This window comes from Saccharothrix sp. NRRL B-16348, assembly GCF_001280085.1.
Classification (GTDB): Bacteria; Actinomycetota; Actinomycetes; order Mycobacteriales; family Pseudonocardiaceae; genus Actinosynnema.
Genome location: NZ_LGED01000257.1, coordinates 84,067 through 108,906, shown reverse-complemented (window position 1 = coordinate 108,906; position 24,840 = coordinate 84,067). Strand labels below are relative to the sequence as shown.

The window sequence follows — 24,840 nt, the reverse complement described above, 5'->3', positions numbered from 1 at the left end:
CGGCACACGCCAAGGTGTGTGTCACGGGTCACCGATGGGGGAGGCACGGCACGGTGGTGCACCGCACTGCGACGCACGGCGCTGGGCACGGCACGGGTCGGCACGAGCTGGTGCGGCGCGCCGCGGCGATCGTCCCGGTCCTGCGCGCCCACGCCGCCTGGGGCGACGAGCACCGCAGGCTCCACGAGGCCGCCTTGGAGGCGATGGCCGACGCGGGCGTGCTGCGGTTGCGCGTGCCCGCCGAGCACGGCGGCCACGAGGCGGACCTGGCCACGGTGGTGGGGGTGATCGCCGAGCTGGCGCGCGGCGACGGGTCGGCGGCGTGGACGGCGGCCGTGTGGGCCATCTCCACGTGGGTGGTCGGCCAGTTCCCCGACGACGTGCGGTGCGAGGTGTTCGCCAAACCGGACGTGCGGGTGACCGGCATCCTCAGTCCCACCGCGACGGCCGAGCCGGTCGGCGGCGGGGTGCTGGTCAACGGGCGGTGGGCGTTCAGCACGGGCGCGCCGCAGAGCCACTGGACCGCCAACGCCGCCGTGCTGCTGCCCGACCGGACCCCCGTGGCGTTGGCGATCCCGCTGGTCGACCTGGAGGTAGTGGACGACTGGCACACCACCGGGCTGCGCGCGACCGGCAGCGTGACCACGGTCGCGCAGGACGTGTTCGTGCCCGCGGAACGGGTGCTGCGCCTCGCTCCCGTGCTGCGGGCCCACCCGCACGCCACCGCGCCGATGTTCCGCGCGCCGTTCATGCCCGCGGCCTGCGCCACGGTCGGCGCGCCCGCCGTCGGCCTGGCCCGTGCGGCGGTGGACGCGGCACGCGGTTCGGCGTCACCGTCCGGCCTGAGGGAGGCGACCGTGCTGGCCGACGAGGCCGAGTTCCACGCCCGCCGCACCGCCGCCGTGGTCGACCTCAAGGCCGTCGACGGCGAGGAGTGGACCCCGGAAGACCGCGCCGGCGTCCGCCGCGACCTCGGCGAGGCGTGCCTGCGTGCCCGGGACGCGGTCGACGTGCTGGTCGGCGACGACCCGGCACTGCACCGCATCCAGCGGGACGTGCACGCGCTGAACCTGCACGCGATCCTGCACCCCAACGCCAACCTGGAGCGGTACGGCCCCGTGTTCCCGGGCGGCCGACAGGACAGCTGATGTGGCTGCCGGCGGGTGCGGTGGTCGCGCTGGTGGTCGCCGCGCCGGTGCTGGCGTGGCAGGCCGCCCACGGGTTCCCGCTGGTGACGTCTTCGCCCGGAACTACGGGCAGGCAGGCGCGATCGAGCGGTACGGTCCGGACTTCGGGCTGCCCCGGCCGTTTTCGGGCCACATGTCCAACGCCGACTGGGGCCCGCCACCGGACCGCCCGGACCGGCCGGTGGTCGTGGTGGGCGCGCGGAGTCCGGTGTTCACCGGCTGCCGCGTGGCCGTGACGCACGAGGCCGTGGTGGAGAACGAGGAGCACGGCACGGAGGTCTCGGTGTGCGACCCGGGCCGTCGTGGTCCCAGGCCTGGCTGGGACTGCGCCGGTTCTACAGCTAGGAATCACTACGCTCGCGCGGTGGCGGTGTACCCGGGTTTCGACGTGGTGTTGGCGCGGTTGGCCCGGCACCGAGGACTGGACATCGCCGCCTTGGCCCTGAAGACCGGCCTCGGTGAGGCCGGTATCCGGTCGGTGTTCGACGGCGCGCTGCTCTGGGACCTCCGGTGGCTGACCGCCGACCAGGTTCGTCAGGCCCGAGTCGAGGCGGAGTCCATGCGACCGAACAGCGGCGTGTGGAGGTAGCCGAAGGGCCACGCCAGGCGGTGGCCGTTCCAGCGCATCGCGGGCTGGAGACGGGACGCGGACGCCGTCAGGAGGTCCGACGAGCGACCACCACCGCCGTGTCGTCCCGCCGCCACCGCACCGCGACCTCGCCGAAACCGGCCGCGCGAAGCGCGTCCACGTGCCACGACGCCGGCGGGTAGAAGTCGGCGGACTCGCCGTCCGCCCGGTCGCGTGCGGCGGCGGCCAGGGTTGGGTGGGTCAACGCTTCGGCCCACCACTCGTGCCACCCGGCCAAGCCGTCGACCGGAGCCGTCGGCGGGGCGTCGGGCATCCGGTCGGCGTTGGCGAACACGCCGCCCGGGGCCAGCACGTCGTGGATCTCCCCGTACAGCGCGCGCAGCCGGTCCGGGCCGAAGCAGTGCAGGGCGGTGCCGGCCACCACGGCGTCGAACTCCCGCCCGACGCCCCAGCCCGGCGCGCCCAGGTCCGCCGACACCACCGCGACCCGGTCACCCAGGGCGGCACGGGCGATCGCCAGCAGCACCGGGTCGACGTCCAGCACCGTCACCTCGGCGTTGACCAGCCGTGACGCGATCGACCCCGGCCCGCCGGCGAGGTCGAGCGCCCGACGTCCGACGGCGGCGTCCGCCAGCACGGCGAACGCCTCGTCCCGGTGCGGCAGGAACGGCTCCTGCCGCGCGTCCCACCTCCGCCGCAGTCGCTCGGCGTCGGCGGAGCTCAGCTGTGTCGTCACACCGCCGAGCTTAAACGACAACGATTGTCAGTCGCGTTCGATCAGGTGACCCACCACGTCCGGACCGGGGTGCGCGTGCCCGGAACCGTCGCGGCGCTCGTCCGACGCGGGCAGCTCCACCGGCGACCCGTTCTGCGCCGCGCCCGCGGGCCGCGGCCCCACCCAGGCCAGTGCCAACGCCGTCTCGCCCTTCAGGAACCGGTGCGCCCGCACACCGCCCGTCGCCCGGCCCTTCGCCGGGTACGCGGCGAACGGCGTCACCTTCACGCTCTGCCCGGTCGACGTGACCACCATCGGCTCACCGTGCACGTCGTCGTCCGTGCGCACCGCGCCGAAGAACACCACCCGCGCGTCCGACCCCACGTTGATGCCCGCCATGCCACCGCCGCGCAGCCCCTGCGGCCGGACCAGCGACGCGGGGTACCGCAACAGCGACGCCTCCGACGTCACGAACACCAACGTCTCGTCCGCGCTGGTCAGCCACGTCGCGCCGACCACCTCGTCACCCTCCTTGAGGGTGATCACCTCGAACTCGTCCGACCGCACCGGCCACTCCGGCGCGCACACCTTCACCGTGCCCGACCGCGTGCCCAACGCCAGCCCCGGCGATTCGGTGTCGGTCAGCGGCGCGATGCCCACGACCTTCTCGCCGGCCTCCAGCTCGACCAGCTCGCTGGCCGCCATGCCACCGCTCAACGACACCGTGCCGCTCTGCTCCGGCAACACCGGCAGCGGCAGCACGTCGGTCTTGAACGCCCGGCCCCGGTTCGTCACCACCAGCACTTGGCCGCGCGCCGTCGTGTGCACGGTCGCCGCCACCGCGTCGTGCTTGATGCGCCCGTTGCGCCGGCGCGCCTCCGACGACTCCTCCGACTCGGCCGCCGTCCGCGCCACCAGCCCCGTCGCGGACAGGATCACCTGGCACGGGTCGTCGGCGACCTCCAGCGGACCGGCGGGCTTCGACGCCGCCAGCACCTCCTTCAGGTCACCGTCGAGCAGCGTGGTCCGGCGCTCCTGCTGGAGGTCCTTCGCCACCTTCGCCAGCTCCGTGGACACGACCTTCTTCAGCACGGCCGGGTCGTCCAGGATCTTGCTCAGCTCGGCGATCTCGTTGCGCAGCTTCTCCTGCTCCGCCTCCAACTCCAACGAGTCGTAGCGGGTCAACCGGCGCAGCGGCGTGTCCAGGATGTAGGTCGCCTGGATCTCGGAGAGCTTGAACTTCGCCATCAAGCCCTCCTTCGCGGCGGCGGCGTTCTCGCTGCCCCGGATGAGCTTGATCACCTTGTCGATGTCGAGCAGAGCCTTGAGCAGGCCCTCGACCAGGTGCAACCGGTCCTCGCGCTTGCGCCGCCGGTACCGGGTGCGCCGGGTGACCACCTCGTAGCGGTGCTTGAGGAACACCTCCAGCAGCGCCTTGAGCCCCAACGTCCGCGGCTGGCCCTCCACGAGCACCAGGTTGTTGATGCCGAACGACTGCTCCATCGGCGTGAGCCGGTACAGGTCGGCCAGCAGCGCCTGCGGGTTCACCCCGACCTTGCACTCGATCACGACGCGCGTGCCGTTCTCGCGGTCCGTCAGGTCCTTGACGTCGGAGATCCCGGTCAGCCGCTTGGACTTCGTCACCTCGTCGGTGATCTTCTCGATGATCTTCTCCGGGCCGACGCCGTAGGGCAGCTCGGTGACCGTGATCGCCTGCCTGCCCCGGCTGCCCTCCAGCAGCCCGGTCTCGACCTTGGCCCGCATCCGCACCACGCCGCGCCCGGTCTCGTACGCCTTGCGCACCTCGTCCAACCCGAGCAGCACGCCACCGGTCGGCAGGTCCGGGCCCGGGATGAACTCCATCAGCTTGTCCAGCGTCGCGTCCGGGTGCGTCACCAGGTGCCGCGCCGCCGCCACGACCTCGCCCAGGTTGTGCGGGATCATGTTCGTCGCCATCCCGACCGCGATGCCCGACGTGCCGTTGACGAGCAGGTTCGGGAATGCCGCGGGCAGCACCGTCGGCTCTTGCAGCGAACCGTCGTAGTTGGGCCGGAAGTCGACCGTCTCCTCGTCCAGCTCGCCGACCAGCAGCATCGCGGCGGGCGACATCCGGGCTTCGGTGTACCGCGAGGCGGCCGGTCCGTCGTCCGGCGAGCCGAAGTTGCCGTGCCCGTCCACCAGCGGGGTGTTGAGGGAGAAGTCCTGGGCCAGGCGGACCATCGCGTCGTAGATCGCGGTGTCGCCGTGCGGGTGGTACTTGCCCATGCAGTTGTGCACGACGAAGCCGCTGACCACGAACGCGTGCTCGCGGCTCGCGACCTGGATGTCGTAGGTCGTGTCCGGCGCGGCCGGTTCGACCGACACGACGTGCGGGAACTGCTCGTCGGCGGCGTGCCTGGCGTTGCGGATCACCTGGACCAGGCCGTCCTGGCGCGGGCCGACGCCGGTCCAGCGCAGCAGCGCCACGGCGAGCGCGGCGGCGTCACGGCCGGTGATCGTCAGGGTCGTCGCGTCACGGCGGGTGCGCAGGCCCGCGTCGGCCAGCACGGCGTACTCGGCCTCGCCGCCGGGCAGCACGATGTCGCGGCCGTCGCGGACGTGGCCGGCCGCGACGAACAGGCCGGCGAGGAACGGCGTCCACGCCGAGCGGTCGCGCAGCACGGCGTGCGGCCGGCCGGTCGCCGCCGCTTCGAGGTCGGCGTGCGGGGCGAAGGTGAGGGTGAGCCGGTCGCCGTCCTTCTCCCGGGAGGTGGTGACGTCGTGCGCGATGGCCCAGCCGTGCGCGCGGTCGACGGCGTCGACGTCCGTCGACTCCAGCCGCACCCGCCGGTCGGCGAGCACGTCACCGGACGCGGCGACGAGGCCGAGCACGAAACCGGACGCGTCGCCGTCGGCGAGCAGGGACGCGTGCCGGTCGGAGCCGAAACCGGTCGTGCGGGCGCCGGCGAGGTCGCGGGCCGCGGTCCAGTCGTCGTCGGTCCAGCCGTGCCCGGTGTGGAACCGCTGGCCGGGCGTGACGAGCATGGAGTGGCCGTCGGACCAGGTGACGCGCACCAGTTCCGACACCGGGTTCTCGTAGACGGCGTTGACCTCGACCGGCTCTCCCCGCCCGTCCAGGACGAGGTCGCCGATGCCGATCTCCTCGATCGGCCGCAGGCCCGCCGGCGTGGAGACGAGCGCGCCGCGCACGAAGCAGTCGCCGACCACGCGCGACGACTTCACGTACGCGCTGGTCGGGCGGTAGCCCTGCTCGTTCATCGAGAACAGGATCCGGCGGTGCACCGGCTTGAGGCCGTCGCGCGCGTCGGGCAGGGCCCGCGAGTGGATCACCGAGTACGCGTACTCCAGGTAGGAGTCCTCGATCTCGGTCGTCAGGGAGTTGTCGAAGACCTGGGCGCCCGCGCGGTCGAAGGCGGACGGGTCGACCCTGGTCGTGGGGGTCTTGCGGCGTGCCATGGTCGGTCGTTCCCTCGTGTGTCAGGCGGGTCAGATGTCGATCGCGGACTGGTCGACCCGGGCCGACGACTCGACGAGCCAGGCCCGGCGCGGCTCGACCTTCTCGCCCATCAGCAGCTCCAACGCGGCCTCCGCGGCTTCCGCGTCGTGCATCGTGATGCGGCGCACGGAGCGGGTCGCGGGGTTCATCGTGGTCTCCCACAACTCGTCCGCGTCCATCTCGCCGAGGCCCTTGAACCGGGGCACGGGCTTGACCACCGTCTTGCCCGCCTTCTCCAGCCTGGCGACCTTCTGCTCCATCTCGCGCTGGCTGAACGTGAAGTGGGTCTCCGGGTTGCGGCCCTTGGTCACCACCTTGTGCAACGGTGGCATCGCCGCGTAGAGCCGCCCGTCCTCGATCACCGGCCGCATGTACTTGGCGAACAAGGTGATCAGCAACGTCCGGATGTGCGACCCGTCGACGTCCGCGTCGGCCATCAGGATCACCCGGCCGTAGCGCATGGTGTTCAGGTCGAACGTCCGCCCGGTGCCCGCGCCGAGGACCTGCACGATGCTGGCGATCTCGGCGTTGCGCAGGGTGTCGGCGAGGCTGGCCTTCTGCACGTTGAGGATCTTGCCGCGCAGCGGGAGCAGCGCCTGGTACTCCGACACGCGGGCCATGCGCGCCGAGCCGAGGGCGCTGTCGCCTTCCACGAGAAAAAGTTCGCTACGCGAAACACCTGTGGTGCGGCAGTCGACCAGTTTCGCGGGCATGGCGGCGCCTTCGAGGGCCGTCTTGCGGCGGGCGGCGTCCTTCTGCTGCTTCTGGGTCAGGCGGACGCGGGAGGCGTCGACGACCTTCTGCAGGACGACCTTGGCCTCGGCCTTGGTGCGGCGGTCCTCGGTCCAGGCCTTGATGTGCTTCTCGACGACGGCGAGCGCCACCTTGGTGATGCCCGCGGTGGAGAGTTCGTCCTTGGTCTGGGAGGTGAACTGCGGCTCGGGGATGCGGACGTGGACGACGGCGGTCATGCCTTCCAGCACGTCGTCGAGTGTCGGTGGGTCTTCCTTGGGCTTGAGCAGGCCCCTGGTCTTGCCGATCGCGTCCTGGATGGACTTGAGCACGGCGCGCTCGAAGCCCCGGCGGTGGGTGCCGCCGTGGACGTTGCGGATGGTGTTGGTGAAGCACTCGACGATCCGCTCGTAGCCGGTGCCCCAGCGCAGCGCGATCTCGACCTCGGCCTGCCGTTCGACCTTGGACCGCATGACGCCGTTCTCGTCGGCCGCGTTCTCGTGGTAGACGCCGGTGCCGGTGATGAGCAGGGTGCCGGTGACCGGCTTCTCGCTGGCGGGCGCGAGGTGGTCGACCATGTCGACCAGGCCGCCCGGGTAGTGGAACGTCTCCTCGCTGATCGCGTCGTCGGTGGCGACGCGCAGGGTGTAGGTCACGCCGGGGACGAGGAACGCGGTGTTGCGCAGCTTCGTGCGGACGGCCTCGACGTCGAGCGCGGCGCCGTTCTCGAAGTAGCGCGCGTCGTACCAGTAGCGGATGGACGTGCCGGTGCGCTTGGTGCGGCCGGTGACGCGCAGGCCCGACTGGCGGGTGAAGCCCGCCTTGGGCCCGGGACCGTCGAACACGCCGGGCACGCCGTGCGCGAACGACATCTCGTGCGTCTTGCCCTCGCGGCGGACGGTGACGTCGAAGCGGTGCGACAGGGCGTTGACGGCGGACGCGCCCACGCCGTGCAGGCCGCCGGAGGTCTTGTAACCGGAGCCGCCGAACTTGCCGCCGGCGTGCAGCCGGGTGAGCACGAGCTCCACTCCGGACAGGCCGGACTTGGCGTGGGTGCCGGTGGGGATGCCGCGGCCGTCGTCGTCGACCTGGACGCTGCCGTCGGCGTGCAGGGTGACGACGATCTTGGTGGCGTGCCCGGCCACGCCCTCGTCGGTGGAGTTGTCGACCACCTCGGTGAAGAGGTGGTTGATGCCCCTGCTGTCGGTGGACCCGATGTACATGCCGGGGCGCTTGCGCACAGCCTCCAGACCCTCCAGGTGGGTCAGGTCGTCGGCCCCGTACAGGATCTCAGCGGTCACCGGGTCGTTCTCCCCAGGTCGTGGCGTGTGTCGAGCGGCGTTCACGGTAGCCGAGGAAGGCGGGTGATCCGCGCGGTCCCCGGTGTCCCGATACGGTCGGGCACGTCGTTGGTGTGGTTCACCCGCGATCTTGTCATACTCGAACACAGGTTCGAACATGGAATCACGACGGAGCAAGCGCGCCCGAGGAGATCCTGTCGCGTCGGGTACCCGGCGCAGGTCCGGTCCACGCGTCACGCGCGCGTGGCTGGTCGCGGCGGTGGTCAGTGGCGTGCCGTCGACCCTGCACGCGCTGTCGACCGGTGGTGACGTTCTGCGGTCGACCCGGGCGGCGGCGTCCCTGCTCGGCGGCACGGGTGTGATCCGCGGCGCGGTCGTCCACCTCGGCGTGTCGGCGTTCTGGACCGTCGTGCTCGCGGCCGTGCACCGGAGTCGGCCGCTGGACGCGCGCACGGGCGCGGTGGCGGGCGCGGTGATCGCGGTGGTGGACCTCGAGCTGGTCGGGAGACGGTTCCCGGCGGTCCGCGAGCTGCACCGGGCCGCGCAGTGGGCGGACCACGTGGCGTTCGGCGCGCTGGTCGGAGCCCTCCTCGGGTCCACAGTGGACGAGCTTGGGGCAACGCGCCCACCCCCGATCGGGTGACGTCCGCGTAGAGTGCTGGCGTTCCCGCGCTGTCGTGCCTGGAGGTGATCGGGCGCCTTGATGTTCCGACGTGCCGCACCGAAGGAGCGTGCCCCACAGGTGGAGCCGGTGGTCGAACGAGAGCCCATGGCGCCGCCGCCCGCGGCCGCGCCCGCGCCCGACCGGTTCTCGGCCTCGTTCGCCGGGGCGACGCTGGTCGTCGGGCCGCCCGGTGGCGCGAGCCCCGCCGCGGTCGCGCTGGGCCGGAGCCTGCCGGTCGACCGCGGTCGCACGGTCGTCGTGGTCGAACCGCCCGCCGGCGAGGAGACGTCGTTCTGGCCCGCGGTGGCCGCCGCGCTGCACGGCAGAGGGCCGGTGCGGCTGATGACGCCGCACTCCGGCTCGATGCGGCCGACGGCTCCCGCGCAGTGGCTGACCGAGCAGTTGCAGGCGGAAGTGGTGGCGCCGGACGGCGCGGTCACCACGGTGCCGGGCGCGGCGTTCGTCGCGGGCAACGGCGGGTACGGCTGCTGGCTGCGGTTCCTGCCGGGCGCGTCGCCGGTGCCGATGGGTCGGCGGTTCCCGGTGCCGAACTGGGAGGCGGTCGACCCGAACACGCCGTGGCCGACGGGCGAGGTGGGCATCTCCGAGCCGATCCCGGCGGGGCTGTGGCTGCGGGCGCAACGCGCGCAGTTCGACCCGCAGGCGCCGGACGCACGGGCGGTGATCGGGCTGCCATGCCGGGACAACGTGCTGACCGTCGTGGTCGGTGGTCCGGCGCAGCCGCCGATCCCGACCGACGAGGTGTGCCGCCTGATCGGCGGGCTGCCGTCGGTGGCGCGGTCGCGGGTGCGGCTGGTCTGGTACGGCGGCGAGCACCAGGCGCAGGCGGTGGCCGACCAGCTCGGCGAGCCGATCTCGCTGTACACGGGCCTGCCGGTGGGGTCGCTGCGCAGCGGCGCGGCCGTGGTGGCGGTGAACCCGCGCGGGCAGCAGACGTGGCGGCCGTACGTGACGGAGGTCCGCTACGCGCCGGGCGGCACGCCGGTCGTCTCGGGCTACCGGGTGCCGGTGCAGGGGCTGGTGGAACGCGGTCCGGGCATCTTCGACCTGGGCGGCGGCGTGGTGCTGGAGGTCGTGCCGTCCGGGCTGTGGGTGCGTGACGCGGAGGACAACGGCCCCGAGGTGCGGTCGCTGCCGGTGGACCCGGAGTGGGCTCGGCTGACCGTGGGCACGCCCGGCCGCACGACGGCGGGCGCGGTCGCGGTGGCGGGCGCGTCGCTGGTGGAACGGTTGGAGCCGGAGGTGCGGCGGCTGCTGAAGGTCGTGTTCTGCGACCCCTCGCCCATGCCGCGCCCGCCGGTGGCCGAGGAGCCGCCGCCGCCCGTGACGGCCGCCGAGCCGGTGCCGCTGAGCGTGGACGGCCCGCTAGGCGACTCCCCCGCGCCGGCGTGGGGCGAGCAGGTCGGCGAGGAGGTCGTGCCGGTCGACCACCGCAGCACCGAGCAGGAGCGCGACGCGGTGCGCCGGATGCTGGGCGAGCGGTACGGCGAGCACGCGGCGGTGGCGTGCCGGCACATCGTGGAGCGCCCGGACGACCCGGAGGCGTTCGAGGCGGTGGTGACGGACCTCGCGGCGGTGTCCGCGTGCCTGCGGCACGACGAGGAAGTCCTGGTCGAGGCGCTGCGCAGCGGCAAGCTCGGCAGGCTGTGGCCGTACGCGGCGGCGGTCGTGTCGGGGCTGCGCAGGCTGCCGGCGCACCAGGGCGTGACGGTGTGCTGGGGCGACGCGCGCCGGTTCCGCACGGGTGACGTGCTGGTGGAGCACGGTCTGCTCAACACCGTGGCCGGGCCGGAGGTGCCGGTCGACGGGCGGGTGGAGTTCCTGCTCTGGTCGGCGACGGGTCGGCGGGTGTCGGTGGTCGACTCGTTCGGCAGCGTGATCCAGGAGCGGGTGGTGTTCCCGCCGGGCACGGCGTTCAAGGTGCTCGCGGTGGTGGAGGCGGAGGAGTCGGCGCCGATGCAGGTCATGGCGCAGGAGGTGGTGGGTCGGCACCACGAGCTGCCGCCGGGCGTGCTGGGCAGCCTGGAACGGGCCGCCGTCGCCCTGCGCAACCACGCCCGGGCCACCGCCTGAGGTCAGGGGCGGTCGGCACGGCTCGACAGGACACGACCGGCGGCACGCACGGCAGGCACAGCGCGACCGGCAAACGGCGACACGCACGGCATGGCAGCGCGTACGGCACGGCAGGCAGCGCGCGACCGGCGACCGGACGGCACGCACGGCACGGCAGGCGGTGCGGGCGCGGCCCCGTGTCGGCGAACGGCGGCGGTTCTGAGCACGGGTCACCGGGCGGTTTGGTGAACGGCGGCGCGGGTCTGAGCACCGCTCAGTAGGCGACCGCCCGGTCGGCGAACGCCGGTGCGGGCGCGACGCCGGCCGAGGCCGGGTAGGAGACGCGGTCGGGCACGCCGTCGGACGTGTAGCGCTGCGCCGGCGCGGCGGCCAGCTGGTCGAGCCACACCGTCGAGCCGTAGCGGGCCTCCTGGCCGGTCGGGTCCTGCGACCGGATGCGTGGCGTGCGCGCCGGGTCGAAGTCCGCGGCGTACGGCGACGGCGCGGGCCCCGCGCCCACCATGAGCACGCACACGTACTCGTACGTCGTGCCCTCCGAGCCGCCACGCAGGGCGAGCGCGCCGTTGGCCGGGATCGCGCCGAACGGCAGCGCGAGGCTCGACACCCGGTAGTCGGGCACGGCCTGCTGGATCTCCCGCTGCCCGGACGCGATCGCCGCCTGCACGCCCCCGTCGTCGGTCTGGGCGAGGTTGGTGTGGTCACGCGTGTGGTTGCCGATCTCGAAGCCGTGGTCGCGCAGCCAGCGCAGGGCGGCGCCGTCCGGCGACCCGAACGGCCCGGCGTTGACGTACAGGCTGGCCACCGGCCGGAAGCCGGGGTGCCGCGCGGCCACGTCCAGCAGGATGGCGATGGCCGTGCCGGGCGCCGGCTGCCCGTCGGGGCCGAGCGCGAGCTGGGTCGCGTCGCCGTCGTCGAAGGTCAGCACGACGGGGTGCGCGCCGGCGGGCAGGTCGAGCCGCCCGGTCGCGTACTCCGCGGTGGTCACCGGCACGTACCCCTCGGCGGCCAGCCGCTCCAGTTCGGCGCGGAACGCCGCCGGTGTCCGGTCGTAGACCGACGTGGGCTGCTCGACGAGCCGGTGGTACATCAGGATCGGCACCTGGCCGAGTTCGTTCGCGCCCACCGCTGCCGGGTCGGGCGGTGTGGGGGACGATGGCGGTGCGGGCGAGGAGGCGGCGGGCAGTTGCGCCGCGGCTTGGTCGGGCGGCCCCGCCGCGGGTTGGCCGGCGCAGCCGCAGCACACGGCCGCGACGAGCGCCACAACGGTCCGGACCGGGCTCGGCGACATGGTGTTCACAGTCGAATGGTTCCGCGCCGGGGCCGGGTCGACACCGCCGTACACCCCTTCGGATGATGTTCGGTTTGGTCCTCCGTCACCCGGTCAAGTCGCTGGTTACCGATGCCACGCCCAGATCGGAGTCACCCGATGTCGGAATCGCCCCGGAAGCTCAAGCGCGTGCTGATCCCAGTCGTCGGTGTCGTGGTGCTGCTGCTGATCGCCGGGGTCGTCACGACGATCGTGCACGGGCGCGGCGTCGGGCTCGCCGTGGCGGAGCTGGGAGACGGCTCCGCTGTCACTCCTTCGGGTGTAGAGCGCGTGTCCATCACCACCGCGGAGGCCAGTGGGCTCGACCGTGTCACCGTGCACGTGGACGGACAGCCGGTGGAGGCGCGACGCGCCGACGGCCGCATGACGTTGACCGGGGTCAAGCTCGCCGAGGGCAGGCACACGCTGTCCGTGCGGGCGGCCAACCCGTTGCCCTGGATGCCCGACGTGGAGGTGCAGCGCGAGTTCACCGTGGACGCCACACCGCCCGCCCTGAAGGTGGACGTCGTCGAGGCGAAGTCGCCGCGCGGTCCGGTGACGGTGAAGGGCAGCGCGGACGGCGCGGACGTGGTGCGGGTGGGCGACCAGCGGGTGCCGGTGCGCGACGGGAAGTTCGAGGTCTCGCTGGCGTCGGCGCCCACCAGCGTCCGGGTCGAGGCCAGCGACGCGGCGGGCAACGCGCAGCGCCACGACGTCGCGGTCAAGGTCACCCACCCCGGGATGCGCGGTGTGCACATGAGCGCCGCCGCATGGGCGACGGCGTCGTTGCGCGACCCGGTGCTGGCGCTGGCGCGCGAGGGCCGCATCGACACCGTGCAGCTCGACATCAAGGACGAGAGCGGCGAGATCGGCTACGACTCGCAGGTGCCGCTGGCCAGGCAGATCGGCGCGAACCGGAACTACTACGACGCCCGCGCCGCGCTGGACGAGCTGCACGCGATGGGGTTGCGGGTGGTCGGCAGGCTGGTGGCGTTCCGCGACCCGGTGCTCGGCAAGGCGTCGTGGCACTCGGGCGCGCGCGACCGGGTGGCGCAGAACGCGTCGGGCGCGCCCTGGTCGGCGCACTACGGCGAGTACGCGTTCACCAACTTCGCCAACCCCGACGTCCGGGCGTACAACATCGCGATCGCCGAGGAGGCCGCGTCGCTCGGCTTCGACGACATCCTCTACGACTACGTGCGGCGGCCGGACGGCCCGATCGGGCAGATGGTGTTCCCCGGCCTGGCCACCACCCCCGAGCAGTCCATAGTGGACTTTCTCAGGGACAACCGGGCCGTGGTCCGGCCGCTGGGCGCGTACCTCGGCGCGTCGGTGTTCGGCATCGCCGCGCACAGCCCGGGTGACGTGGCGCAGGACATCCCGGCCATCTCCGCGCACGTGGACTACGTCTCGCCGATGGTCTACCCGTCGCACTGGGGCCCGAACGAGTACGGCGTGGACAACCCGAACGCCAAGCCGTACGAGATCGTGCGGGCGTCGGTCGCGGACTTCGTCCGGTTGACCGGGGGCAGCGGCGCGACGGTGATCCCGTGGCTGCAGGCGTTCTCGCTGGGGCACCACTACGGTCCGGGCGAGGTGCAGGCGCAGGTGCGGGCCACGTCGGAGGCGGGCGCGCCGTCGTTCCTGCTGTGGAACGCCGCCTGCACGTACGGCTCGGCCGGCCTGGAGCCCGCATGAGGCCGGTGACCGCGGTGCCCTACCTGGCGGGGGTCTGCCTGGCGGCCACCACCGTGGTGGCGTTGGACGTCGGGATGGAGGCGCGGCCGGCCACGGTGGCGTGGCCCTCGTCCGGTGTCGTGCCGTCCACGTCGTCGTCCCCGCCGTCCGCGGAGCGCAGCGCGCCCTCGGTCGACACGTTCCGCTCCGGCGCCGACCTGCCGGCCGGTCCGGCGTTCCCGGAGCACGGCGCGGGCACGTGGCACGTCGTGCCGCCGTCCGGCAAACCCGGCGCGTCCGGCGTCACGTACGCGGTCGAGGTCGAGGACGGGGTGGTCCTGCCGCACGGCGACGACTCGTTCGCCGCCGTGGTCGACCACGTGCTGCGGCACCCGCGCGGGTGGGCGGGCAGGCACGCGTTCCGGCGGGTGGGCGGCGACGTGGAGCCGGAGCTGCGGATCCGGTTGACGTCGCAGCGGACCGCGCGGTCGTTGTGCGGGTTCGAGCTGCCCTACGACACGTCGTGCCGGATCGGGTCGACGGTGCACCTCAGCACGGCGCGCTGGTTCCGGGGCGCGCACACCTACGGCGACGACCTGCGCGGTTACCGGGTCTACGCGGTCAACCACGAGGTCGGGCACTTCCTCGGCCTCGGCCACGAGGTGTGCCCGGAGGACGGCGCGCCGGCGCCGGTGATGATGCAGCAGACGTTGAGCGTGGACAACGACGGGCTGGCGTCGATCACGACGGGCAGCGACCAGGGTGTCGTGGTCGTCCCGGACGGGAAGGCGTGCACGCCGAACCCGTGGCCGTGAGTCGGCCGGGTCTTTCGGGGTTCCGGGGTGTCGGCCGCCGTCGCGCGAACGCGCCTCCGCGCGACGGCGGCCACGCAGGTCACCCCGCCGCGGCCGTCCTGGCACGCTGCTCGGCGACCAGGTCGCGGTACCAGTGGAAGCTCGCCCGGGGCGTGCGGACCAACGTCTCGTAGTCCACGTGCACGAGGCCGAACCGGTGCTTGTAGCCGTGCGCCCACTCGAAGTTGTCCAGGAACGACCAGACGAAGTACCCGCGCAGGTCGACCCCGGCGGTGATCGCGTCCTGGGCCGCCGCGAGGTGCGTGCGCACGTACTCGATGCGCTCCTGGTCGACGAGGCCGGGGGTGTCCGGGTACACGCACCCGTTCTCCGTCACGTACACCGGAGGCAGGTCGGGGTAGCGCTCCTTCAGCCCGACCAGCGTCCGGGTCAGCCCGTCCGGCTCGACCGGCCAGTTCATCGCGGTGCGCGGCACGTCCGGCAGGCGGGTCGTGTCGATGCCGATGTCGATCGACGTGCGGGTGGCCGGGTTCGGGTCGCGGTGCGGCGCGTCGGCCACGTGCTGCTTGTAGTAGTAGTTGATGCCCACGTAGTCCAGCGGCGTGGAGATCAGCTCCAGGTCGCCGTCCCGGCGGAACGACAGGTCGGTGACGCCCGCGAACGTCTCCTCGTAGTCGTCCGGGTAGCGGCCCGCGAACAGCGGTTCGGTGAACTGGCGGCGCAGCAGCAGGTCGTGCCTGCGCGCCGCGGCGACGTCCGCGTCGGACGAGGTGACGGGGGTCGACGGCGACTGGTTGAGCACGATGCCGAACTCGTGGCCCGGCGTGCCGCGCATGGCCCGCACCGCGAGCCCGTGCGCCACCATCAGGTGGTGCGCGGCGGCGAGGGAGCCGTGGCCCTCCCGCGCGCCGGGCGCGTGTCTGCCTTCGCCGTAGCCGACGATCGAGGACACGTACGGCTCGTTGAACGTGGTCCACTTCGACACCCGGTCGCCCAGGGCGTCGTGCACGACGACCGCGTACTCGGCGAACCGCTCCGCGGTGTCGCGCGACCGCCAGCCGCCCAGTTCCTCCAGCGCCTGCGGCAGGTCCCAGTGGTACAGCGTGAGGAACGGCTCGATGCCCCGTTCCAGCAGCCCGTCGACCAGTCGGCGGTAGAAGTCCAGCCCGCGCTGCTCGACCCGGCCCGCGCCGGCCGGCACGATCCGCGGCCACGCCACGGAGAACCGGTACGCGTCCACGCCGAGTTCGCCGAGCAGCGCCAGGTCCTCCGGCATCCGGTGGTAGTGGTCGCACGCGACCGCACCGGTGTCGCCACCGGCGACCGCGCCGGGCCGCGCGCCGAACGCGTCCCAGATCGACGGTCCTCTCCCGTCGGCGTCCACGGCCCCTTCGATCTGGTAGGCCGAAGTGGCGACGCCCCAGCGGAATCCTTGGGGGAAGTCGGTCATCCTTTGAGAGCTCCTTGCATGATTCCGCCGACGATCTGCCGGCCGAACAGGAGGAACACCGCGAGGACCGGCACGGTGCCGATCGTGGCCGCGGTGAGCACGAGGGTGTAGTCGGTGGTGTAGCCGCTGGCCAGGGTGTTCAGCGCGGTCTGGACGGTCGGGTTCTCCGGGGACAGCACGACCAGCGGCCAGAAGAAGTCGTTCCACGCCTGCATGAACGTGAACAGGCCGAGCACGGCGGCGGCCGGGCGGGCGGCGGGCAGGACGACGTGCCAGTACAGGCGCAGCGAGCTGCACCCGTCCATGCGGCCGGCTTCCAGCAGCTCGTCGGGCACGGCGCGTTCGAAGTACTGGCGCATGAAGAACACGCCGAACGCGGTGACCAGGCCGGGCACGATGACGGAGTGGATCTCGCCCGCCCAGCCGAAGTCGCTCATCATCATGTACAGCGGGATGACGCCGAGCTCGGTCGGCACGGCCTGGGTGGCGATGACGAGCAGCATGAGCGCCGACCGGCCGCGGAACTTGAGCTTGGCGAAGGCGAAGCCCGCCAGGGTGGAGAAGAACACCACCGACACGGTGATGGTCCCCGACACGATCAGCGAGTTCATCATCGCCAGCGCGAAGTCCGACTGGTCGAACACCCGCGAGATGTTGGCGAACAGGTGGCCGCCGGGCACCAGCACGGGCGGCACGTCGGTCACCTTGTCGGACGTCTGCGACGACACGACGAGCGACCAGTACACCGGGAACGCCGACCCGGCGAGCACCGCGATCAACGCCGCGTAGGTCCACGGTCCGGGCAGCATCCGCACCGCCCCGCGCCTCCGGGACGGCGCGGGCGCGTCCGGCGCCAACGGTTCGAGCACGGTGGTCATGGTGTCCTCTCAGTCCGTCCGGATGCGGCGCGCGGCCAGGTAGCTCAACCCGGTGATGGCTACCGTCGCGATGAGCAGGAGCCAGGCGATGGCCGACGCGTAGCCGAACTCGAACTTCGAGAAGCCCTGCTCGTACAGGTAGAGCGCGGCGGTCTGGAACTGGCGGTCCGAGCCGCCGGTCGCGGCGCCCGCGCCGGGGTTGAACAGCAGCGGCTCGGCCAGCAGCCGCATGTTGCCCGCGGTGGCGATCACGGTGGAGAAGATGATCTGCGGGCGCAGCATCGGCACGGTGATCCGCCAGAACTGCTGCCACGCGCTCGCGCCGTCCAGCCGGGCCGCCTCGTACACGCTGGTCGGGATGGCCTGCATGGACGCCAGGAAGATCAGCGCGTGGTAGCCGGTCCAGCGCCACACCACCATCGCGGCGATGGCGGTGTGCGAGCTGCCGGTGCCGGCCTGCCAGTCGATCCGGCCGGCGCCGAACAGCTCCAACCCCCAGTTGATCAGCCCGAAGTCGCGGCCGAACAGCTGCGCGAAGATGATCGTCACCGCCGCCACCGAGGTGATGTTCGGCAGCAGCACGCCCATCCGGAAGAACGTCCGGCCGCGCAGCCGCCGGTTGAGCAGCTGCGCGATGCCGAGCGCCATCAGGATCTGCGGAACGGTGGTGAGCAGCCACAGGCTCATCGTGTTGCCCATGGCGTTCCAGAAGTGCGGGTCCGCGGTGAGCAGTTCGACGTAGTTGTCCAGGCCGATGAACCTGGCCGCGTCACCGTCGATCAGGTTGCGCTCCTGCAGCGACACCCACGCGGTGTAGAGCAGGGGGAACAGGCCGAACACCGCGAACAGCAGGAAGTACGGCGCGATGTAGGCGTACGGCGCGTACCGGGTGTCCCACCGGTGGCGGCGTTCGCGCCAGTCCGTCTTCATCGGTCGGCTACCTCGTCACGTCGGCGACGAACTGGTCCCAGGACTCGTCCGGGCTCTGCTTGCCCTGCTCGACGCGCTGCATGGCGTTGCCGAGCTCGGTCTGGATGTCACCGGCCTTGGGACCCTGGTACTGCGGCTTCAGCGCGCGGGCGGCGTCGGTGAAGACCTTGCCGGTGGGCGCGTTGTTGAAGAACGCGTCCTGCTTCTGCGCCACCGACTGCTCGCTGTAGAGCTTGGGCGCGGACGGGAGCAGGCCGGCGCTGGCGAAGACCTTGGCCTGCTGCTCGGGCGCGGTGAGCCAGTCGGCGAGGGCGACGGCCTTGTCGACGTTCTTGCCCTGCTTGGGCACGGTCAGGTACGAGCCGCCCCAGTTGCCGCCGCCGCCGGGCACGGCCGCGAGGTCCCACTTGCCCGCGGTGTCCGGGGCCTGGTCCTTGATCTTGGCCATCATCCAGGCGGGGCAGGCGAGGGTGGCGAACTGGCCCTGCTTGAAGCCGGTGTTCCACTGCGGGGTGCTGTGCAGCAGCCCGGCGGACAGGCCGTCGGCGACGCCCTGCGCGACGAGGTTCCAGCCCTTCTTGATGTCGGGGTTCTCGCCCACGACGATCTTGTCGCTCTTGTCGTAGTAGCCGGTCGGCGCCTGGCCGACGATCGCGTTGAGCACGGTGGGGCCGCCGTCGAAGAACTTCGCGCCGGCCGGGGCCTTGGCGGCGAACTGCTTGCCGGTGGCCATGAACTGCTCCCACGTCGGCCACAGCGCCGAGACCGCGTCGCGGTCGGACGGCAGGCCGGCGGCCTCGAACAGGTCGCGGCGGTAGCAGATGGCCAGGCCGCCGATGTCGGTGCCGTAGCCGATCTGCTTGCCGTCCTTGGACAGCGAGCCCTCCCACTTCCAGTCCAGCCAGCGGTCCTTGACGTCGGCCTTCAGCTCGACGAACTGGCCGGGGTTGGCCTTGAACTGGTTGATGTAGCCGACGTCGACCGCCTCGATGTCCGCCGCGCCGTTGTTCGTGGCGAGGTGGGCGGCGAGGTTCTTGTGGTGGTCGGAGTAGGAGGCGGTGCGGTCGGTGATGTCGATGTCCGGGTGCGCCTTCTCGTACTCCTCGAACAGCTGCTGGTAGCCGAAGTTGCCGAACAGCCCGATGGTGATCCTGGTCTTGCCGTCGCCCGCGCCGCTGCCGCAGCCGGCGGCGACCAGGCCGGCGGCCAGCAGGGTGGCGCCGATCAGGGTCGGAGTTCGTCTCATAACGCGGCTCTCACTCTCCATCAATAGGCGGGCCGTTTTCGGGCACGCCGGACACGCGCAAGGTCGATCCGGGGGTTTCCGGCGAATTCGACCGGGGTTCGCACCCGGCCGGTGTGGTGTACATGACAGCCCCGGGCCGCGACACCGTCAAGTAACGAAACGATAACCTGGCTGTTTCCGGGCTTCGACGTTTCCGCAGGTGGTAGCGTGTCCCTCCTGGTCAGGAGGCACCGACTGAGCGTCTGAAACCGGTTACAAAGAAAGGGCGCAGATGACCACGATCCGTGAGATCGCCCAGCTCTGCGGGGTGTCGGTGGCGACGGTTTCGCGCGTTTTCAACCAGCCGCTGACGGTCAGCAAGGAAAAGCGCGAAGTGGTGGAGCGGGTGGCCCGCGAGCTCGACTACCGGCCCAACGAGTCGGCCCGCGCGCTGGCCACCAAGCGGTCCGGGCTGATCGGCCTGGTGTGGGACACCGACCACCGCAGGCCGGGCTGGCGGCACCCGTACCTGCAGGAGTTGCTGATCGGGTTGAAGTCGGCGCTGAGCGCGCACGGCTACCACCTGCTGATGCTCGCCACGAGCGGGTCGGCGGCGCTGCGGGCGGTCGGCGCGTCGCTCGCCGACCCGGTGGCGTACGTGAACATGACCCGGCGGCACCACCTCGGCGGGCTGGTGCTCATCGACAGCGGGTCGGACGCCTCGGCGTTCGCGGCGTTCGCCCAGTCCGGGCTGCCGTGCGTGGCGGTGGACGTGGAGGTCGACGGGCCGCGGGCGACGTACGTGACGTCGGACAACGTCGGCGGCGCGGCGCTGGCGGTGCGGCACCTGGTCGGCGCGGGCCACCGCCGGATCGCCACGATCACCGGGCCGCGCGCCAACCGCCCGGCGACGGACCGGCTGGACGGCTTCCGCGCGGCGATGGCCGAGGAAGGCCTGGCGGTGCCGCCGGAGTACGTGGTGGAGGGCGACTTCTACCGGCCGAGCGGCCAGGCGGCGATGCGGTCGCTGATCGCGTTGCCCGAGCCGCCGACGGCGGTGTTCTGCGCGAGCGACGAGATGGCGGTCGGCGCGTTGCTGGCCGCGCGCCACGCGGGGCTGCGGGTGCCGGACGAGCTGGCGGTCGTGGGGTTCGACGACATCGAGCTCGCCGCCCTGGTCGACCCGCCGTTGACCACGTTGGCGCAGGACAAGGCCGGTATCGGGGTGGCCGCGGCGCGGGCCGTGCTGACCATGGTGCACGGTGGCGAGAAGCCGGCGCCCGCGTTCCTGCCGACCAGGCTGGTGGTGCGCGCCTCCAGCCGGTGAGCCGCCCCGGTCAGCAGGTCGGCGGCGGAGTGCTGTCCGGCGGCCCGAACTCCAGGCGCAGCGAGTCGGTGCGGGGCACGACGAACGCGGTGCCGGACGACGTCCGCCACGTCGCGGGCAGGAACACGTACTGGCCGCCGGAGTGCAGCAGCAGTTTCAGGCCGTCGTAGCGGTACTTGTGGGTCGCGTCGGGTTGGGCGCACGTCACCTGGCGCACCCCGTCACCGGTCAGGTTCAGGCTTCCCCCGCTGTAGACGACCAGCGCGGGCATGTCCGGCACGCGTGCCTCGACCTCGAACCCGCGCCGCGTGCCGACCGAGGCCGAGTAGTCGCCGACAGCCCAGAACAGACCGATGCTGACCAGCAGGAACGCGGCCACCGACTCCGCGACCCCGAATCCCGCGCCCTTCCTGGCACGCCCCGCGGTGACGCTCCACCGCCGCCACGCGAACGCGAGCAGCACGACGCCGACCGCGAACCCCAGGCCGGGCAGCCCGGGGTAGCCGCGGAACGGCTCCGGGTCGACCGTGATCGGCACGGTCACCGCGAGCAGCGCGACGCCGAGCACGGCGGCGACCGGCGCGCAGACCCGCAGGAACGCCGCCCACCGCCGCGCGGACAGCCGCGTGCGCAGGTACCGGGCCACGAAGGTGACGAACAGGACGGCGATCGCGATCCCCGCCAGCGGCATGAACAGCCCGTCCGCGCCACGTGCCAGGATCTCGTCGGAGGTCTGGCCGAGCAACGTGTAGTGCACCCGGAAGTGGGCGAAGAACACCTGCGTGGCCACCAGGCCGAAGAAGTACAGCAGGGCCGTGAGCAGGGTGGTGTTGGCGACCACCGAGGCCACGATCCGCAACGCCCGCGCCGGTCCGGTCCGCGGCTCGGCCGGGTCGGTCGCCGGCTGCGCCGCGGCCGCGGTCCGGCGCGCGATCACCGCGGTCACGGTCCGCTGCCCGTCGTCCCGGGCGAGGCCTCGGGGGTCGGCTCCGGGATCGGGTCGGGCGTGTTCTCCGGTGTGGGTCCCGGTTCTCCGGTCGGCGGATCTTCGGTCGGCGGCTCCCCCGTCAGGACCTCGCCGCGTTGTTCGGCGCACTGCGGACCGTGGTAGACGGTGACCGTGCCGCCGGGGTGGACGGGCATCGGCGAGATCTCCGAGATGCACCCCTCGCTGCCCCGCGGCGTCGTGACGACCCGGACGCCGCAGAGCCCCGGACCGCACTGCTCGCCGATCTCACGCTCGATCGAGTCCCTCGCGACCTCCGGCGCCGCACCGAAGAGGGTGTTGTCGTACTTGATCGGGCTGCCGGGCACGCCGGGCAGGTCGTCGGTCGTCCGAGGTGGGACGCGAGGGCTGGGCACCTGCGGCGCGGGAGGCACGGAAGGCGAGGAAGGCGTCTCCGACTCCCGCGGCGGTTCGGCCGCTGTTCCGCCCGGCGGCTCGCCGGCGGACTCCGCGGACCGGCCCTGGTCCACCTGCTGCGCGGTCGGCCGTCCCGGCACCCCGGCACAGCCGACCACCACCGCGCACGCCAGGATCGCGAACGACCCTCCGGTCCACCACTTCATCGGAACTCACCGCCCTGCTACTCCTTATGGGTTCACCCATTAGGAGTTTCGGAGCACGGTCCTGGATACAGCCGGTGAGACTTCAGGGCTTGACCCGGCCGGTGGCCCAGGCCCACGCGGCGATGGCGACCCGGTTCCTGGTGCCGGTCTTCTGCTGGACGGACGCGATGTGGTTCTTCACCGTGCCCGGGGACAGGAACAGCTCGGCGGCGATCTCGGCGTTGGTCCTGCCGACCGCCACCCTGGCCACGACCTGGTCTTCCCGCTCGGTCAGCACGACGCTCGACGGCTCGTGCGGCAGCTCCCGCCCGCGCAGCAACCGGACGGTGAGCTCCGGGCTGATGAGCACGTCGCCGTTGACCGCCGCGCGGACGGCCTCGACCAGCAGCGCCGGGGCGGAGCGCTTCAGGATGAACCCGGCGGCGCCGTGGCGCAGGGCGGCCTGGACGTACTCGTCGAGCCCGAACGTGGTCACCACCACGACGTGGATGCCGGTGCCGGCCAGCGCGCGGGCCACCTCGATGCCGTCGGCGCCGGGCATCCGGATGTCGGCGAGCACCACGTCGGGCCGGATCGCCGTCGCGGTGTCGATCGCGGCACGGCCGTCGGCCGCCTCCGCCACCACGGTCAGGTCGGGCTGGGCGTCGAGGATCATGCGGAAGGCGCTCCGGATGCCCTCCTGGTCGTCGGCGAGGAGGATTCGGGCGACCACGCCGGTGATTGTGCCGGAGGCAGGCGCGCCGTCAGCGACCACCCGTCCGGCACGGCGCCGGTGACCAGCTCACCGCCCTGCTCCGCGACGAGCGTGGCGAGGCCGGGCAGCCCGGACCCACCACGCCGACGGCCGCGCGCGCCGCTCACGCCGTCGTTGGTCAGCCTGATCTCCAGCGCACCGGCCGAGACGCCGACGCGCAGGTCGACGCGCGTCGCCCGCGGCGCGTGCCGCCGCACGTTGGTCAGTCCCTCGATCACGATCCGGTAGGCCAGTGCCGCGGTCTCCACCGGAACCGCCACCGCCCGGTCCAGCCGCAGGTCGACCCGCGCGGGTCCGGCGGCGGAGAACCGCGCGGCGGCCTCCTCGATGCCGCCCAGGTCGCCCACCGGACCCAGGGGTCGGTCGTGGTGCAGCATGTCGAGCGTGCGGTCCAGCACCGACAAGGCCCGCTGACCCGCGGCCTCGACCCGCTCCAACGCCCGCAGCGGATCGCCCGCGACCGTGCCGGCCTGGGCGTGCGCCACCATCTCGCTGATGTCGTGCGCGACGAAGTCGTGCAGGTCCCGGGCCAGCCGCAGCCGCAAGGCGGTGCGCGTGTCGGCCACCGCCCGCTCCTGCCGCACGTCCAGGGAGCGCAAGTAGGCGCCCACCCCGGCGGCCGACAACGCGCCCAGTCCCCAGAACGCGAACACGCCGACGGCCTCCAACGGCGACGCGGGCGTGAACACGCGGAACAGCCACCCGGCCGCGGCCAGGCCCGTCGCCGCCGCGGACACCACCGCCCGCGGCGGCGGCGCGTACCGGAAGACCAGACCGGTCGACACCAGCAGCGCCGCGCCCTCCACCATCCCCAGCGCGTCGGAGCCCCACACCGGCCGCACCGCTCCCAGGACGTGGACCGCCGTGACGACCAGGGACACGCTCCCCGCCAAGAGAACCAGCACGGGCAGACGCGGCCGCCACCGGGGCCGGCCCAACCCGATCGCGCTCACCGCGACGGCCACCAGCACCGGCAGCAGGACGACAGCCCAAGTCACGTTCACCCGCAGACGATAAGCACAACCCCCGAGCCGCCCACGAGTGCCGAACGGCACCTCTCACGCCCACACGGGTGCCGAACGGCATCTGGCTCGCCACCCGGCCGCGGCGGAAGGCTCGGTCGCATGAAGAACCTGTTCACCCCCGTCCGGCGGGGTTACGCGCCGGCACTGTGGGCGCTGGTCTACGGGGTGCTCGGCGTCGCCTGGGCGCTGGGGACGCCCGGCTACCCCTGGGGCGCCGACGATCCCGATCCCGACGGCGCGTTGTCCGTCCTGGCCGGCACGACACCGGCCTTCGGCTGGTGGATCGCCGCCTTCTCGCTGATCACCGCGGCCACGGCGCTGGCGTTGACCCGGAACGGCGGCCACCGCGCGCCGCTGGTGCCTGCCTGGTCCATCGCCGCGCTGCTGGTCCTGGTGATCCCCGACTCCCGGCTGCTCATGGGCGTCGCCTACACACCGCTGCTCCTGATCGCCCCGCTCTTCGGCTGGGACTTCGACGGCACCACCTTGGCCGACGCCTGGCCGTGGCCGGTGCTCAACCAGCTCGTCTGCGTGCTCGGCGGCCTGCTGCTGGCCGCCGCCGCAACGGCTTACGGACGCGACCGGCGACGCGGGACGTGGTTCACCCCCGAACGCGGGCGTGTCGCCGTGCACGTGGCGGTCGCGGTGCCGCTGGTGTACTGCGCCACCCGGTGGGCATGGGCGCTCGGCATCCCGCTCGGCGTGAGCGAGGAGTTCCTGGCCGAGGGTGACGACGCCCTGTGGCTGGCCGGCGCCTACCTGGCGACCTTCGGCGCGTTCGGCGGCGTGCTCACCCTCGGCCTGACCCAGCGGTGGGGCGAGGTCTTCCCGCGCTGGATCCCCGGCCTGCGCGGCAAGCGGGTCCCCCCGCTGCTGGCGGTCGTCCCGGCCGGCTTCGTCTCGATCATCGTCACCGTCGCCGGGTTCACCTACCTCCGCTTCGCGATCGCCGGCCGGTTCACCGCCGCCGAGTGGGGAGCCTGGCTGCCGGAGTGCTTCTGGCCGGTCTGGGGCGCGGCGCTGGCCACCGCGGCCATCTCCTACCACCAGCGCCGCAAGCACCCCGCGCCGCACGCGGTCGCCTCGGCGCCGACCAGCACGTGACG

General features: G+C 72.7%; 20 protein-coding genes. 8 read left to right on the top strand and 12 right to left on the bottom strand.

Features of this window, described 5'->3' with window-relative positions; translation table 11 throughout:
* Positions 1-53 precede the first annotated feature (53 nt).
* On the top strand, positions 54-1,148 hold the full coding sequence (locus tag ADK67_RS42470; RefSeq protein WP_231648636.1) for an acyl-CoA dehydrogenase family protein: 1,095 nt from the start codon (positions 54-56) through the stop codon (positions 1,146-1,148).
* A 55-nt stretch (positions 1,149-1,203) separates the two neighbouring features.
* Positions 1,204-1,776 carry a hypothetical protein gene (locus tag ADK67_RS42465; RefSeq protein WP_157621547.1) on the top strand — a complete coding sequence of 191 codons (573 nt, stop codon included), beginning with the start codon at positions 1,204-1,206 and terminating at the stop codon, positions 1,774-1,776.
* Between the two features lie 67 nt (positions 1,777-1,843).
* Here ADK67_RS42465 and ADK67_RS42460 read toward each other — a convergent pair whose 3' ends face one another.
* The 3 genes from ADK67_RS42460 to ADK67_RS42450 are packed head-to-tail and all read right to left on the bottom strand — an operon-like array spanning position 1,844 to position 8,020.
* The gene (locus tag ADK67_RS42460) at positions 1,844-2,512 is read right to left on the bottom strand and encodes a class I SAM-dependent methyltransferase (RefSeq protein WP_053722254.1); all 669 of its coding nucleotides are present in this window, start codon (positions 2,510-2,512) and stop codon (positions 1,844-1,846) included.
* Positions 2,513-2,539: 27 nt separating this feature from the next.
* The gene (locus tag ADK67_RS42455) at positions 2,540-5,947 is read right to left on the bottom strand and encodes a DNA topoisomerase (ATP-hydrolyzing) (RefSeq protein ID WP_053722253.1); all 3,408 of its coding nucleotides are present in this window, start codon (positions 5,945-5,947) and stop codon (positions 2,540-2,542) included.
* A gap of 30 nt (positions 5,948-5,977) precedes the next feature.
* Positions 5,978-8,020: a DNA gyrase/topoisomerase IV subunit B gene (locus tag ADK67_RS42450; RefSeq protein WP_053722252.1), complete on the bottom strand. Its 2,043-nt coding sequence runs from the start codon at positions 8,018-8,020 to the stop codon at positions 5,978-5,980.
* A gap of 157 nt (positions 8,021-8,177) precedes the next feature.
* On the opposite strand from ADK67_RS42450, the gene ADK67_RS42445 reads away from it, so the two are divergent.
* The gene (locus ADK67_RS42445; RefSeq protein ID WP_231648635.1) at positions 8,178-8,663 is read left to right on the top strand and encodes a hypothetical protein; all 486 of its coding nucleotides are present in this window, start codon (positions 8,178-8,180) and stop codon (positions 8,661-8,663) included.
* 108 nt (positions 8,664-8,771) lie between these two features.
* Positions 8,772-10,778, top strand: coding sequence for a hypothetical protein (locus ADK67_RS42440; protein WP_231648634.1), 2,007 nt, complete (start codon positions 8,772-8,774; stop codon positions 10,776-10,778).
* A 253-nt stretch (positions 10,779-11,031) separates the two neighbouring features.
* On the opposite strand, the gene ADK67_RS42435 is transcribed toward ADK67_RS42440, so the two are convergent.
* The gene (locus ADK67_RS42435; protein ID WP_053722306.1) at positions 11,032-12,066 is read right to left on the bottom strand and encodes a polysaccharide deacetylase family protein; all 1,035 of its coding nucleotides are present in this window, start codon (positions 12,064-12,066) and stop codon (positions 11,032-11,034) included.
* A 138-nt stretch (positions 12,067-12,204) separates the two neighbouring features.
* Between ADK67_RS42435 and ADK67_RS42430 the strand changes: the two genes are divergently transcribed.
* The gene (locus tag ADK67_RS42430; protein WP_053722250.1) at positions 12,205-13,782 is read left to right on the top strand and encodes a putative glycoside hydrolase; all 1,578 of its coding nucleotides are present in this window, start codon (positions 12,205-12,207) and stop codon (positions 13,780-13,782) included.
* Complete coding sequence (locus ADK67_RS42425; RefSeq protein ID WP_053722249.1) at positions 13,779-14,576, top strand: DUF3152 domain-containing protein; 798 nt, start codon at positions 13,779-13,781, stop codon at positions 14,574-14,576. Before ADK67_RS42430 ends, ADK67_RS42425 begins: the two co-directional genes overlap by 4 nt.
* A 79-nt stretch (positions 14,577-14,655) precedes the next feature.
* Here ADK67_RS42425 and ADK67_RS42420 read toward each other — a convergent pair whose 3' ends face one another.
* From ADK67_RS42420 to ADK67_RS42405, 4 genes are read right to left on the bottom strand one after another with little or no spacing between them, the layout of a single operon-like run.
* Positions 14,656-16,026 (bottom strand): GH1 family beta-glucosidase, encoded by a 1,371-nt coding sequence (locus tag ADK67_RS42420; RefSeq protein ID WP_053722248.1) that lies wholly within the window; start codon positions 16,024-16,026, stop codon positions 14,656-14,658.
* On the bottom strand, positions 16,023-16,904 hold the full coding sequence (locus ADK67_RS42415) for a carbohydrate ABC transporter permease (protein WP_053722247.1): 882 nt from the start codon (positions 16,902-16,904) through the stop codon (positions 16,023-16,025). The genes ADK67_RS42420 and ADK67_RS42415 overlap by 4 nt, the downstream gene beginning before the upstream one ends.
* A gap of 9 nt (positions 16,905-16,913) precedes the next feature.
* A complete protein-coding gene (locus ADK67_RS42410) occupies positions 16,914-17,834 on the bottom strand; it encodes a carbohydrate ABC transporter permease (RefSeq protein WP_053722246.1) in 921 nt (306 codons plus the stop codon).
* A gap of 7 nt (positions 17,835-17,841) precedes the next feature.
* Positions 17,842-19,080, bottom strand: coding sequence for an ABC transporter substrate-binding protein (locus tag ADK67_RS42405; protein WP_231648633.1), 1,239 nt, complete (start codon positions 19,078-19,080; stop codon positions 17,842-17,844).
* 271 nt (positions 19,081-19,351) lie between these two features.
* Here ADK67_RS42405 and ADK67_RS42400 point away from each other — a divergent pair, with 271 nt between their 5' ends.
* On the top strand, positions 19,352-20,386 hold the full coding sequence (locus tag ADK67_RS42400) for a LacI family DNA-binding transcriptional regulator (RefSeq protein ID WP_053722244.1): 1,035 nt from the start codon (positions 19,352-19,354) through the stop codon (positions 20,384-20,386).
* 10 nt (positions 20,387-20,396) lie between these two features.
* Here ADK67_RS42400 and ADK67_RS42395 read toward each other — a convergent pair whose 3' ends face one another.
* The 4 genes from ADK67_RS42395 to ADK67_RS50100 form a co-directional block, all read right to left on the bottom strand.
* A complete protein-coding gene (locus tag ADK67_RS42395; RefSeq protein ID WP_231648632.1) occupies positions 20,397-21,332 on the bottom strand; it encodes a hypothetical protein in 936 nt (311 codons plus the stop codon).
* The gene (locus ADK67_RS42390) at positions 21,329-21,955 is read right to left on the bottom strand and encodes a hypothetical protein (RefSeq protein ID WP_053722243.1); all 627 of its coding nucleotides are present in this window, start codon (positions 21,953-21,955) and stop codon (positions 21,329-21,331) included. The genes ADK67_RS42395 and ADK67_RS42390 overlap by 4 nt, the downstream gene beginning before the upstream one ends.
* A gap of 82 nt (positions 21,956-22,037) precedes the next feature.
* On the bottom strand, positions 22,038-22,610 hold the full coding sequence (locus ADK67_RS42385) for a response regulator (protein ID WP_231648642.1): 573 nt from the start codon (positions 22,608-22,610) through the stop codon (positions 22,038-22,040).
* Complete coding sequence (locus tag ADK67_RS50100; RefSeq protein WP_082404681.1) at positions 22,607-23,713, bottom strand: sensor histidine kinase; 1,107 nt, start codon at positions 23,711-23,713, stop codon at positions 22,607-22,609. The genes ADK67_RS42385 and ADK67_RS50100 overlap by 4 nt, the downstream gene beginning before the upstream one ends.
* 120 nt (positions 23,714-23,833) lie before the next feature.
* Here ADK67_RS50100 and ADK67_RS42375 point away from each other — a divergent pair, with 120 nt between their 5' ends.
* Positions 23,834-24,838 (top strand): hypothetical protein, encoded by a 1,005-nt coding sequence (locus tag ADK67_RS42375; RefSeq protein WP_053722241.1) that lies wholly within the window; start codon positions 23,834-23,836, stop codon positions 24,836-24,838.
* Positions 24,839-24,840: the final 2 nt, after the last annotated feature.